Below are 13608 nucleotides of genomic sequence, written 5' to 3'. Positions count from 1 at the left end.
ATCATACCTATTTATTAAGTAAACTGTGTTTTTTCAGGCTGTGGTACGTACTATGTTTATGACGGAAGAGGAGTTAACGATGAAACTAACAGTACTTATGACAGCTATTGGTATGAGCTTTGTCTTTGGTACCGCCCAAGGACAGGAAGTTTACAAGATTGAAAAGGAAGACGGTACGGTGGTTTATACAGACACCCCGTCCAAGCAGAGCGAACCTGTAACTTTTAAAGCGCAAACCTCCAATGTGGCAGAAAGCCTGCCCGTCGTTTCTCCTAAGCCTGTATCGCCAAAGGAAAACGCCTCAAAAAAACAAAAGAAACCTGCGCCCGACTACCGTATCTCGGTATCACATCCTAAGCCAGAAGCCACAGTTAGAAATAACAACGGCGCAATGACAGTCAAAGCATCTTCACAACCTGAGTCATCAGGCACCTATCAGTTAACGATGGACGGTAAGATAGTTAAGAATAGCGCCACCGGTGAGTTTACACTTACAGGCGTTAACCGCGGAGCACACACCTTTACTATTCAGTTACTTGATAAGTCGGGCAAGACTCTTGCATCGAGCAAGGAACAAACATTTTATATGCACCAGGCCTCAGCGCTCATTAATACGCAGAATAGTCAGTAGCGCTCTATACCCTGCCACTGCGGGTTTTCATGATGAAGGTTTTGGTGCATAAGCAACGTTGCACTGTCACAACGACAGCGTACAATGCACCAGGATAGTGCAAAGGAGTATTTGCAATCATGCATGGCTTCGCTCAGGCGCCATTTAACTTGCTGGACAATCTGAACACGGCGCTGGTCATGGTTGATGATCAGTTAAACATCGTCTACGCCAATCATGCTGGTGAAGCATTGTTTGAAACCGGCACCAAACAGCTTTACGGCCACCCTCTTTATGATTTTTTCCTGCCCGGGGCGATAAAGCAGTCTCGCCTGAAAGCCGCTATGCGGCGCGGCGAGGATTTTACCGAAAACGAAGTCAGATTAGTGTTTAAAGACAACCGCTTCGTAATGGCTGATTTAACTGTAACTAACCTGCAGGTAGAGTCACGGGCACGCCTGTTGTTTGAGGTGCGCCAGATAGATCAGCAAAAGCGTATTTCACGGGAAAACCTGCAAAATGCTCAGCATTATGCAGCCCGGGAACTGGTCCGCGGCCTCGCTCATGAAATAAAAAATCCCTTGGGCGGTATTCGGGGCGCCGCTCAGCTTCTGGAAAAAGAACTTAACAGTGATGAGCTTAGAGAGTTCACCCAGATGATTATCGAGCAATCTGACCGGTTGCGTAGCCTGGTAGACCGTCTGCTGGGCCCTAATGCCCTGCCCCGATTACAATGGAGCAACCTGCATCAGGCATTGGAGAAAGTTCGTAGTCTGATGCGAGTGGACTCCGATAACCCTATTACCATCATTCGTGATTACGACCCGAGCATCCCGGATATCCATGCTGATCAGGACATGATCCAGCAGGCGGTTTTAAATATTATCCGCAATAGTGTTCAGGCGCTGACTGAGGCAGCTACCGAAAATCCCCGGATTCGTTTGCAGACGCGTATTGAGCGCCAGATGACGATTCAGGGGAAGCGCCATCCGTTAGTGGCAAAAATCACTATAGCCGATAACGGCCCGGGCATTCCCGATGAAATAAAAGATACATTGTTCTACCCCATGGTAAGCAGTAAAAAGCATGGTAGCGGGCTGGGACTTTCCATCGCACAAACCCTGATTAACCATCATGGCGGACGCATTGATGTGGATAGTCATGCCGGACATACCGAATTTGCCCTCTATCTTCCAATAGACCGAAAGGAGTTAATTGATGAACAGTGAATCCGTCTGGATTGTAGACGATGACAGCTCCATTCGCTGGGTCATCCAAAAGGCCCTTCAGGCTGCAAATATCAGCTGTATCTGCTTTGAAAATCCTGAAGACTTGCTACGCCAGTTGCACAGTGGCCAGTCTCCTGAGGTGGTTATCTCTGATATTCGCATGCCTCAGATGGATGGCATGACACTGCTTCAGGAAGTGCATGATGTCAATAATATGATACCTGTGATCATTATGACAGCGCATTCTGATTTAGACAGCGCTGTAAACGCCTACCAAAGCGGTGCCTTTGAATACCTGCCAAAACCTTTCGACGTGGATGAAGCTGTTACTCTCACTCAGCGCGCCCTGGCCCATGCCCGGGAACAGAAACGTCATCAGGAAGCCCCGCCCGTGGAGTCAGCCACTGAGATTATCGGTGAGGCACCGGCAATGCAGGAGGTGTTTCGCGCTATAGGCAGACTTTCCCGCTCCTCCATTAGTGTGCTGATAAACGGCCAGTCAGGAACAGGGAAAGAGCTGGTAGCCCAGGCATTACACCGGCATAGTCCCCGGGCAGCAAACCCGTTTATTGCACTGAATATGGCAGCGATTCCTGCAGACCTGGTGGAGTCAGAGTTATTCGGACACGAAAAAGGCGCATTTACGGGCGCACAGAATGCGCGGCAGGGTCGCTTTGAGCAGGCCAATGGCGGCACACTTTTTCTTGATGAGATAGGTGATATGCCATTGGATGTCCAAACGCGGCTTTTACGCGTGCTGGCTGACGGGCAGTTTTATCGGGTGGGGGGACATCAATCTGTTACGGTAGATGTGCGCATTATTGCAGCTACCCATCAAAACCTGGAGCAACGGGTTACAGAAGGCAAGTTCCGGGAAGATTTATTTCACCGCCTTAACGTTATTCGCATCCACCTCCCCTCACTGGCTGAGCGTCGTGAAGATATTGGCTTGCTGGCCAAACATTTTCTTCGTCAGGCCGCTATTGAGCTGGATGTGGAAACCAAAACCCTGAGCAAAGACACCGAAAAGCTGATGGCACGTTTGCCCTGGCCGGGTAACGTCAGACAACTTGAGAATGTTTGTCGCTGGCTGACGGTTATGGCCAGTGGGCAAGAGGTGTTACCGCATGACTTACCTCCTGAGATCCACAACGAGGGAAGCCGCGACGGCGAAGGTAATAATTCAGGTGACTGGCCGGAATTGCTCGCCCGCTGGGCTGATGCACAGCTCAATGCCGGACAATTCGATATATTGAATGAGGCGATGCACACCTTTGAAAAAATAATGCTTGAACGTGCGCTACACTATACGCACGGACACAAGCAGGATGCAGCCCGCCGGCTGGGCTGGGGTCGCAATACGCTGACCAGAAAACTCAAAGAACTTGACGTTTCCCTCTGATTTTCCTGTGCGGGCGCAAACTCGTTAACATTTGCCCCGCATCTTGATCTATTAAGTAGAAATCACCACCTACAATCAAACCTTATTATAAACTTACCCATAGCCCTTCTTAATCAATTAAGTTTTTTCTTGTTTTTTTCTTGAGCAACCTTTAAATTGCGTCTATTGTTAATGTGATGTAACGAATGTTACAACCAATAGAGTCGCAACAGGGCACGCAAAATATGATGAGAAAACAACTATTTAAACCGGCTTTACTGTCAATTGCAGTTGGTTCGGCAATGTATTCCGCTCACGCCTTTTCTCAGGATACGCTCACTTCTAATCCTGACGAAGATGTTGAGGTCATTGCGGTAAAAGGGATTCGGGGTTCGTTGATCCGCGCTCAGGCCGTAAAGATGGATAACACTTCAATCGTTGAAGCAATTTCTGCTGAGGATATTGGTAAGCTTCCCGATTCTTCTATCGCCGAATCTCTGGCACGCCTGCCTGGTCTTGCCGGTGAGCGCGTAGGTGGTCGAACTTCCGGTATCTCTGTTCGTGGCTTTAAAGAAGATTTCACCGGCACCTCGTTAAATGGTCGTGAACTTATCGGTATCGGCGATAACCGCGGTGTCGAATACGACCTTTATCCATCAGAGATTATGACGGGTGCCACTATTTATAAAACCACCGACGCTTCATTACTGGTTCAGGGCATCGGTGGTACTGTTGATTTACAAACTGTGCGCCCACTGGCTGCACAGGAAACGCTGACGTTAACAGGTACTCTGGAACGCGGAGGAAATGATTCCGACAATCCGGAGTTCGATAATGAGGGCCATCGCTACGCATTATCATTTGTCGAAAAATTTGCCGATGATACGTTAGGTGTAGCTTTAGCAATTGCCTCTACTGAGTCACCCCGAAACGAGCGTAAGTATGGCGTATGGGGTTACGGTGATAACAACGGCGCGCTTTTGCCTTTCGGACTCGATACACAAGCGATAAGTCGTGTACTGGAGCGCGATACTGTATCAGGTATTGTGCAATGGCGCCCCGGCGACAACTGGGACATTGTTGTTGATGTGTTGGATATTGACTACTCGGACTCTGGCGTAATTCGTGGTTTTATCGAACCGTTTGAGCTGGATGCTGCCTCGCTAAGCGGCAGCGGTGCAAACTCAACGGGAACGCAAATAAATGCAAACCCGGTACTGCGTACCGACCCGGCGCAAAAAGATGGTGAACTTTCTACTTACGGTATCAACCTTACTTACCACCTGAATGACAGCTGGTCTGTTGAACTGGATGTTGCTGACAGCGAATCATCAAAACGGGATCTGCGCGGCGAATCCTACGCCGGCCTTTCACGAAATGGTGCCGCACTGGCGCCGGCTGATGAACGCTCGCGTGACTTTGTTATGAGCCCTGACGGGATTGTATTTACCGGCTCCAACGGCCTTGGCGCGTTTGCCGATCCATCCATGCTACAACTGGCTGGCCCGCAGCCCTGGGGTGGTGGTATGGCGAGTCTGGCAGATCAGTTTGCCACCGATGTACTGCGCGCAGACGGTGAAACCTACAACTATATCAATGCTCAGGATGGCTTTCTTAACTTTGCCGATTTTGAGGAAGAGCTGACCACAGCCCGGTTCGAAACCTTCGGTTTAGTCGACTGGGGGATTATCCGTAAAGTGAATGTTGGTGTCGCTTACTCCGATCGCTATAAGAGCAAAGATAACAAAGGTTTCTTTGCCACGGCGTCTTCTTACCCTCAGTCCGAAGCCATTCCTGAGCAATACCTCTACAACGGTCTTGCAGATTTAAGCTGGGCCGGGTTCGGTCAGGTTGTTGCTTATGACGGTTTTGCCCCTTATAACGATGGTGAGTACACGTTAAATGATGCAGGTCTGCTGGAGCCGGATCGCCTGGGTGATACCTTTGAGGTGAATGAAGAAGTGACCACCCTGTTTGCTAAGTTTGACTTTGAAACTGACCTCGCCGGCTTCTTTGTTACCGGTAATGTAGGTGCGCAATATGTACAAACTGACCAAAGTTCTACCGGATATATCGGGATTGTCGGTGCAAACTTTAAAGTATGTGACGCGGATAACGATGGGCAGGTAGATGCTTCGTGTATTCAGAGCATTTCTGATGACTACTCTCATTTTCTGCCCAGCCTGAACATCAATGTTGAGCTGGCAGAAAATCAGTATGTGCGTTTCGCCGCATCGAAGACCATCAGCCGCGCACGTATTGACCAGATGAAAGCGTCCGGCTTTGTGAAATTTGACCAGAATATCAACCTCATCGCGATTCCAAATACGGCAGAAGATGTTGCGGAATATGGGTCGCCATGGTCAAAATTCCAGGGCAACCCAACACTTCGTCCCTTAGAAGCGAATAACTTCGACTTGTCATTTGAGAATTATTTTGAAGATGAAGGCTATGTATCACTGGCCCTGTTCTATAAAGATTTGGTGAACTGGACCAGAGACGGCAACCAGACTATTGATTTCACTAACGATCCAACCAACGACGGTGCGAACTACTTCATTCCGGGGTTCCATGATCGTACCGTGGGTGCGGATGGTCTGGTCGGTCCGGATGGCACCGAATATTCCCCGGGCACATACCTGACACCGCCGGACCTGGGCACGTTCTCATTCTTTGAAGATGGCCTGGAAGGTGAAGTGAAAGGTGCCGAATTTACCGCGCAAGTTCCGCTTTCAATGTTGGCAGATATGCTGGAAGGCTTTGGTATCGCCGGATCCGCTACCATAATTGACGCGGAATTGAGCGACGGCACTGCCATTCCGGGTCAGTCGGATCGGGTGTACTCTTTGACGGCTTACTACGAAACTGGTGGCTTTGAAATTCGGGTTGCAGCAACAGACCGTTCTGAGTACCTGACCTATCAACGTGGTGGTTCAAACAAAATTGAACAGGCCACCCGAGATGGTATTACGCAGGTTGATGCGCAAGTCAGCTACGATTTTGCTGACAGCGGTATTGACTACCTCAAGGGTCTACGGGTTTCGCTTCAGGGCACCAACCTGACTGACGAGGATGAAGAAACCCGCGACGGTAACGGCCTTGTAACGCTGCGTCGCGAGTTCGGACCGTCATACATGCTTAACTTCAACTACAACTTCTACTAACCATCGCCTAAAGCGGCTTTGTTAAAGCAAGGCCGCTTTATTAATCTGTTGCTTTTATGTTTTTTTTCACTAGAGTCAGCCTTTTAGTAAATTGTTTGAACTATAAGGATTAGCCCATGCAACAATCCGTTCGCAAACTCGTTATCGCCGGTGGCGGTACAGCAGGATGGATGGCGGCGGCTTTGCTGAAAAAAGTCCTTCAGGCACAGGTCGATATCGAACTCATCGAGTCAAAAGATATTGGTACTATTGGTGTCGGTGAAGCCACTATTCCTCCCATACAAACCTTCAACCAGTTTCTTGGATTGGATGAAAAAGCATTTTTAAGAGAAACCAACGGCACGATCAAACTGGCAATAGCATTCGAAAACTGGCGAAAACAGGGTGAAAGCTATTTTCATACGTTTGGCGCACCTGGCGCTACGCTCGGTTTCTGTGGTTTTCAGCATTACTGGCTGCGGGCAAAAAAAGCAGGGCTTGAGGCTTCGTTGTGGGATTTTGATTTAAATTACCTTAGCTGCAAAGCCGGCAAGTTCAATAAGATACAAACCGAAAACCCCGTTTACTCAATGGGCTACGCTTACCATTTCGACTCCACCCTGTATGGTCAGTTCCTGCGTCGCCTGGCAGAGCAAGCCGGTGTTAAGCGTACCGAAGGCACTATCGAACACGTGGCTTTAGATAATGAATCCGGTTTTGTAAAGGCACTGCAACTGACAGATGGGCGCCAGATTGACGGCGACTTCTTTATCGACTGCACCGGTATGCGCGCGTTGTTGCTGCAAAAAGCATTAGGTGTTGAGTATGAGGACTGGTCGCACTGGCTGGCTGCAGATTCTGCGCTGGCCGTCCCATCCAAACCACATACGCAAACGGCGCCTTATACTCGCAGCATTGCCCGTGAAGTCGGCTGGCAATGGCGTATTCCGCTGACTCACCGTAACGGAAACGGTCTGGTCTACAGCTCAGCTTATATGGATGATGAGAAAGCAACGAACATGCTGATGGGCAATCTTGATACAGATGCCCTGGACGAGCCTCGAAAAATTCGCTTCAAGACGGGACGCGCCCAAAAACAATGGCATAAGAATGTGGTGGGTATTGGACTTTCCAGCGGATTCCTCGAGCCGCTGGAATCTACCAGCATTCATTTGATTCAGTCCGGCATTGTCAGACTGCTGAAGATGTTTCCGAACGGGGCCGTGAATCCATCGATGGAGGCACTGTATAATACGGAGTCAAAAGACGAGTTTGAGACAATTCGTGATTTTATAATCCTGCATTACTATCTCAATGAACGGGATGATTCAGACTTCTGGCAGGATATGCAGCGGTTGTCACTCCCGGTTCGCCTTGAACAGAAAATAAACGCCTTTCGAGATACCGCCACAATATTTAATGAGCAAAACGATATCTTTCGCGATGCCTCGTGGGTTCAGGTAATGATGGGGCAAGGTATTATGCCCAACGACTATCACCCTTCAGCAGATGTTCACAGCGACCAGGCGATTTTGGATATCATGAGTAAAATATATGAAGCCAAACAACAACCTCTTGCCCAGATGCTTTCTCATGACGACTTTTTAGCCCGGTTTACTCAGATACAATGAGCCAGCCCCATCGTATCGTCATAGTGGGAGGCGGAACAGCTGGCTGGATGGCAGCCAACCTGTTTGCACACCACTTCAAACATCATCCGGTAACCATTACGCTTGCTGAGTCAGACAATGTCCCCACAGTAGGCGTTGGTGAAGGCTCCACGCCCTCACTGAAGCAGTTTTTCCGGGATTTAGGTATAGAAGATGCACAGTGGATGCCCCGCTGTCAGGCGACGTATAAGGTAGCCATTCAGTTTCATGGCTGGAGCCCTGCATCGGGTAATTCAAGCTATCGTCATCCGTTTATCTCCCAGCTTGATACCTTCAGCGAGCGTGCATTTTACGTTAATTCACAAACCCGCAGGCTCGGGCTGGATGTGACCACCAGCCCCGACGCATTTTTGTTTAACAGTTACCTGGCTGAACAAAAACGAAGTCCGTTAACACCAGACAATTTCCCGTTTCGTATTGAGTATGGGTATCATTTTGATGCCGGTTTACTGGGCGAGTTTTTAAAAGAGCACGCATTGTCTCAGGGCGTGCGACATACCGTCTGCGACGTTCAGGATGTGGCGTTACATCCAAACGGCGATATTCGCGCGCTAATCGATTCAAACGACAACGAGATTCATGCAGAGTTATTCGTAGACTGCACCGGTTTTAACAGCCTGTTATTGCAAAAAGCGCTCAAGGTGCCCTTCTCTTCATTCAGCGACAACCTTTTCAACGACCGGGCCGTCGTACTGCCAACGCCAGCCGATCCGAGCGCGCCGGTAGAAACACAGGCAACAGCGCTTAGTGCCGGCTGGACCTGGGCAATTCCGTTACAGCACCGAACCGGTAATGGTTATGTGTATAGTAGTCAGTATATCAGTGATGATCAGGCTGAAACTGAACTGCGCACACATTTGGGAATGCTTGAGGACGATGCACCTGCGCGCTTTTTGTCCATGAAGGTCGGCCAGGCCGACAAACACTGGTATCGCAATTGTCTGGCTCTGGGCTTATCACAAGGCTTCATCGAGCCGCTGGAAGCCACGGCATTGCACCTGGTGCAGCTGTCTATACGCTTTTTCTGTGAGGCGTATGTTAAAGGCAATTTCACCGCGCAACATCAGGTCTCGTGCAATCAGAAAATCACCGGGCACTTCAATAATGTGCGTGACTATATTGTTGCCCATTATAAGCTCAATACACGTAACGACAGTGCGTATTGGCGGGATAACCGTAACAATATGCACCTATCGGAAAACCTGTTACAGATTCTGGATACCTGGTATCGGCGCGAAGATCTTGCCCGCTTTTTAAGTGAAAAATCTCACGCAACGCATTTTGGTGCTACGTCGTGGCATTGCCTGTTGGCAGGCTACGGCGCATTTCCCGGGCTGGCCCCTGAACAACCCGGCACCGGTGATCTATTTAAGGAACATCAATTGGCCAGCTTTTTTAATGGCTGTTTACTGAACTTTAGTCCTCAGTCACAGAGGTTACCGTGATTGCCGTGTAAGGGTGGCGGGTAGTCCACCCACGGCATAGTAAAGTGATAGCTGGGCGCGACGTTCATCAATGCGTGCGGCAATCAGTTTAAGCTGTGCTTTAATAAAGGCTATTTGCCGGGCATTAAGCACAAAAATATCGGTATCCCCTGCGTCAAAACGGGTTTTCTCTACAGCCTGAAGCCGGTCGGCCAGCGTAGCAGCCTTTGCATTCAGGTCACTGAGCCTGGTGCTCTGCTGCCACTGCGCGACGGCTGTTTCAAACTGCTGATTCAGCTTTCTTTCTGTATCCTGTAGCTTAAACTCCAGCTCTTTATATTTTGCCTGAGCGCTGGCTGCCTTTGCTTTAGCCTGCCGGTTGCCTAGCGGATACGAAAAGCTCAGCCCAATTTTTGTATCTGTCTGGGTCAGTGACTTGGGCCCCGTCCCCATATCTCTTGCAAGTTCTGCTTTAACATCCAGTTTTGGCAATAAATTATTGGCCGCCAGCCGCTGCTTGTTTCGTTGCTGTTCAAGGGCCAGTGAAAGGTCATCGGTAAGCGGATGCCCGGACAATTTATTTTTCAAATCAGAAAGAAGCGTAGGATTAACCTGAAACGGCCATCCCTCAGTTGCCAGTTCAGGTTCCAGACGCGAGACCCACTTTGCGGGAACATAGTAATAAAGCTTGGTTGCCGAAGACTGCAACTTTTGCTCTTCTGCCGCTCGCAGCAGATCAATTTCAAGCAGATTAGCTTCAAAGGCCTCTAGGGTAACCCGGGCCTCATCCCCCTGCTCCACTTTTTTTGCCAATGCGGCTTCCTGCTTCTCCAGCGTCCTGCGCAGTTCTGTCAGACGCTCAATTTTCAAATGGCTTTCGTACCAGTTCAAAAACGTCATACTTGCTGAAAACAGCAGTTTGTTTACGCCCAACAGGTAATCTGTTTCCCAGCGTTCTATATCCAGTCGTGCATTGCGCACAGCAGTGCGTCGCTCATCGGTCTCGCGCCCTTTGAGCAGCGACAGCTTTACACCAATAGACGCTTCGCCTGCAGACAACGTATCATACTGGCCATCGTAAACCGGAAAATCACCGTCGGCGATCCGGTATCGGGTATAGATTTCACCATTCATATCGCGCAGTGGTTGAGCAAACTCACTGGTGGCGACATCACCGGAATAATAGCCGGACAGCCGACTATCCGCGCTTTGACCGATATACGGATCAAATGCGGCATCAGCATTGTCCAGCGCAAAGCGCTGCTGGCGCCCTTGCTGCTCCAGTACCTGCAGATAAGGATGTGATACCATCACCTGCTCCAGCAATTGCGTCAGCGTAATTGATGACGCCTGAGTAGCGCCGCAGATAAACGACAATGTAAAAAGAATCAGCAAATTTCTCACTTGCTTGTTCCCTGAGTACTGTCTTTAGCGACGACAGGTTTTGGCGGAAAATTATTGAGCTGTCGCCACAGCTCGTAACCCAGACGAACCTCTTCCAATAATATCCAGGCTTTTACGCGACTGCCATACCGAACTACCTGCTCCTGCGGCCAGGGTGTACCATTTTCATCTGGCGCAATCCATACAGTAAAGTTACCGGTATTGTCTGCTACCGGCTCAACGTAGATAACTTCCCCGCCAAACGTACCAATTGCAGCATCGGGCCATCCACTGAACTGAAATACCGGCCATCCCTCGAACTGAAGGCGTGCTTTGCGGCCTTTTTCGATAAGTGGCGCATCCATACCGCTGACAGTTACCCGTACCGTGCGGCGTACTACCTGGGGTATGAACTCGCCCAATACCTCTCCGGCCTTTACATATGTAGACGGGCCACCGGATTTAAGCTTTACGATAACGCCATCCGCCGGTGCCACTTTGGTCTGCGTCCGTTGACGAGACAACGCCACGCTGGCTTTGTTGATATCAGATTGTGATTTGGCCGCTTTTGCAATGAGTTCCTGCAGTTTTATCTGAGCTGCCTCCACTGTTTTGGTTGACGCCACGCCCTGTTCAAGTAACGCCTGCTGTCGCGTCAGGTTGTTCCGGGCATTTGCTACAGCACTTTGATTTGCTGCATGTACAGCCTGTGCGGCGTCCAGTTGCCCCTGCAGCTTGGTAACCAGTTCTTCATCAACGTCGATAAGCGTTACAATAGGCTGTCCTTTTTCTACCGGCATACCTTCTTTAACGTGCCACTGCTTGATTTGCCCTGAGACCAGGGCCGAAATGGCCTGTGTTCGCTCTGACGGATCAAGGGAATCCACATAACCGGTGCCATATGCTGTCTGAATCCAGGGGGTAAACCACAAAATGGCAGCCGTGACTAAAACCAGCGCAACCACCACACCGCCCAGGATGCGGTACGCGCTGGGCAGGTAATCATTCTTTAACGCGGAAATTTTCTCAAGATAGCGAGATTCATTATGATGCATTGTGATGACCATCTCTTGTCGCTGGCACCCTGTCGGCAATCTCTTCAAGGGTAACTGTCCTGTCGAAATACCGTGAATCAGGCGCATTAGTGAAATACAGAACAGTAGCGTCCAGACCCTCAATAACCTCCAGTAGCCGGGTTTTTGTTGCTGCAGGAATCGCATCAAAATGTTGGTTAATCAGCACAATTCTTGGTTGTGATACCAGTGTTGCTGCCAGCTTTAACAGTAGTAGCTCAATAGGCTGTAGCGGGCTACCCATCACCGATAGCGTTGTGTCTAACCCTTGCGGCAGTCCCTCTATAGTGTCGTAAAGTCCGGTCTGACGTAGCGCCGAATAGATATCCCCACTGCCAGCATCCGGTGCCGCCATGCGAAAAAACTCTTTAACCGTACATTCGACCATCAGCGCTCTGTCTAAGGTGGTAATGCTCTGGCGCAGCTCGAAGATATCATAATCCTGCATTGCCTTTTCACCCAGGAAGATAACGCCGCGTGACGGCCGCTCATGACGCTTCACAAAGCTGAGCAATTGCTTTTGCATCCATCCGTGGGTGGTCATTACGTAACATTTTTGTCCCGGTGGAATCGACCAGGATAACGAATAGGCGGTATGATTATGCTCAAGACCTATCTGGTCGAAGCGCAAAGCGGATGATGCCGGTACAGCCTGTTGTGTCTGGTCTGTATCCTCCTGCGGCATTTCCAGTGCACCACAGAGTTTTTCTGCTGCCCCGTAAAGCTCATAATAAAGCTTAAGATAAATTGAAAAACGGGATATACCGATGAAAACAGCCGACATGATCAGTTCTGCCGCCACTAGCTGTCCCAGTGATAACTGCCCTTTCACCACCAGATATCCTCCGATACCAAGTAATAAGGCACTAGCAGCCGCATAAAGCAGCAAAAACATCACCGCCTGGGTAAACGTGAACCTAAAATGCTGACGATGTGCGCTAAGGTAGCTTTCAATATGCTTTTGTGTATTGTTCGCGGCATAATCCAGATGCCGGCTTGATTTAAAGAACTCGTGTGCAGAAGCAATATCATTAAGCCATTTTGCAGAGTCATATTTCGCCTGCGATAACTGCACAGCAGAACGTTTCGCGCCCTTGCCCCACAACTTCCAGATCGCCAGCATAATCAACAGGATAAAAATGTTAAATGCAAAGAACGCCGGATGATAAAAACTGACCAGTGTAAATCCCACCAGCATTTGCAGCACCAGCGCAAAGCCGTCAATCATCAGCGAGGGAATATTTTTCTGCAGCGTCATGATGTCGAAGTATCGCTGCGTGATAGCAACATTTCGCCGCCCTTCAAAAAAACGGTGAGGGGCAAAAATCGTTTTCAGACTCAGTTGTGAAGTGAGCCGTGAGTATACTTTCCGCTCATAAAATTCCATCACACGCATCCGCAGCGCACTGAAGATGCCAGAGATGAGCAGGATAACGAAAAGTACCACTCCCAAAGTAACCACCGCCTGCACCGATGCTGTATTGACTACGCTGTTGATCAGCGTCTGTACCGCTAACGGAACAGCCAGGGTGAGCAAGCCAATTGCAATCCCATAGACGATAGCTGCCGTGAAGAATTGCCGATCAGGTTTAAGTAGAGAAAACAGTTTTTTACGAACAGATTTAAGCGCTATGTGTTTAGCCATCACTTCTTCGCAGATAAAAAATGAACCCAGAGTGTAACGGTCTTTATCAT

9 protein-coding genes are annotated in these 13608 nt (G+C 49.4%); 6 read left to right on the top strand and 3 right to left on the bottom strand.

Going from position 1 to position 13608, the window contains the following annotated elements:
- Positions 1–79 precede the first annotated feature (79 nt).
- The 6 genes from FBQ74_RS03925 (at position 80) to FBQ74_RS03900 (ending at position 9478) form a co-directional block, all read left to right on the top strand.
- The gene (locus FBQ74_RS03925) at positions 80–631 is read left to right on the top strand and encodes a DUF4124 domain-containing protein (protein WP_168190598.1); all 552 of its coding nucleotides are present in this window, start codon (positions 80–82) and stop codon (positions 629–631) included.
- Positions 632–750: 119 nt separating this feature from the next.
- Positions 751–1839 carry a nitrogen regulation protein NR(II) gene (gene glnL, locus FBQ74_RS03920; RefSeq protein ID WP_139755419.1) on the top strand — a complete coding sequence of 363 codons (1089 nt, stop codon included), beginning with the start codon at positions 751–753 and terminating at the stop codon, positions 1837–1839.
- The gene (gene glnG / locus FBQ74_RS03915) at positions 1829–3241 is read left to right on the top strand and encodes a nitrogen regulation protein NR(I) (protein ID WP_139755418.1); all 1413 of its coding nucleotides are present in this window, start codon (positions 1829–1831) and stop codon (positions 3239–3241) included. Before glnL ends, glnG begins: the two co-directional genes overlap by 11 nt.
- A 281-nt stretch (positions 3242–3522) precedes the next feature.
- Positions 3523–6384: a TonB-dependent receptor gene (locus FBQ74_RS03910; protein ID WP_408641351.1), complete on the top strand. Its 2862-nt coding sequence runs from the start codon at positions 3523–3525 to the stop codon at positions 6382–6384.
- A 116-nt stretch (positions 6385–6500) separates the two neighbouring features.
- Positions 6501–7994: a tryptophan halogenase family protein gene (locus FBQ74_RS03905; RefSeq protein ID WP_139755417.1), complete on the top strand. Its 1494-nt coding sequence runs from the start codon at positions 6501–6503 to the stop codon at positions 7992–7994.
- Positions 7991–9478 carry a tryptophan halogenase family protein gene (locus FBQ74_RS03900; protein ID WP_139755416.1) on the top strand — a complete coding sequence of 496 codons (1488 nt, stop codon included), beginning with the start codon at positions 7991–7993 and terminating at the stop codon, positions 9476–9478. Before FBQ74_RS03905 ends, FBQ74_RS03900 begins: the two co-directional genes overlap by 4 nt.
- Here FBQ74_RS03900 and FBQ74_RS03895 read toward each other — a convergent pair.
- From FBQ74_RS03895 to FBQ74_RS03885, 3 genes are read right to left on the bottom strand one after another with little or no spacing between them, the layout of a single operon-like run.
- Positions 9470–10861 (bottom strand): TolC family protein, encoded by a 1392-nt coding sequence (locus FBQ74_RS03895; protein ID WP_139755415.1) that lies wholly within the window; start codon positions 10859–10861, stop codon positions 9470–9472. The genes FBQ74_RS03900 and FBQ74_RS03895 overlap by 9 nt on opposite strands.
- Positions 10858–11895, bottom strand: coding sequence for an efflux RND transporter periplasmic adaptor subunit (locus FBQ74_RS03890; protein WP_139755414.1), 1038 nt, complete (start codon positions 11893–11895; stop codon positions 10858–10860). Before FBQ74_RS03890 ends, FBQ74_RS03895 begins: the two co-directional genes overlap by 4 nt.
- Complete coding sequence (locus tag FBQ74_RS03885; protein ID WP_139755413.1) at positions 11885–13558, bottom strand: ABC transporter transmembrane domain-containing protein; 1674 nt, start codon at positions 13556–13558, stop codon at positions 11885–11887. The genes FBQ74_RS03890 and FBQ74_RS03885 overlap by 11 nt, the downstream gene beginning before the upstream one ends.
- Between the last annotated feature and the right edge of the window lie 50 nt (positions 13559–13608).

Origin of the sequence: Salinimonas iocasae (assembly GCF_006228385.1) — a bacterium.
Taxonomy (GTDB): Bacteria; Pseudomonadota; Gammaproteobacteria; order Enterobacterales; family Alteromonadaceae; genus Alteromonas; species Alteromonas iocasae.
Note: the sequence above shows the minus strand (reverse complement) of the source record. Positions and strands in the feature narration are given on the sequence as shown.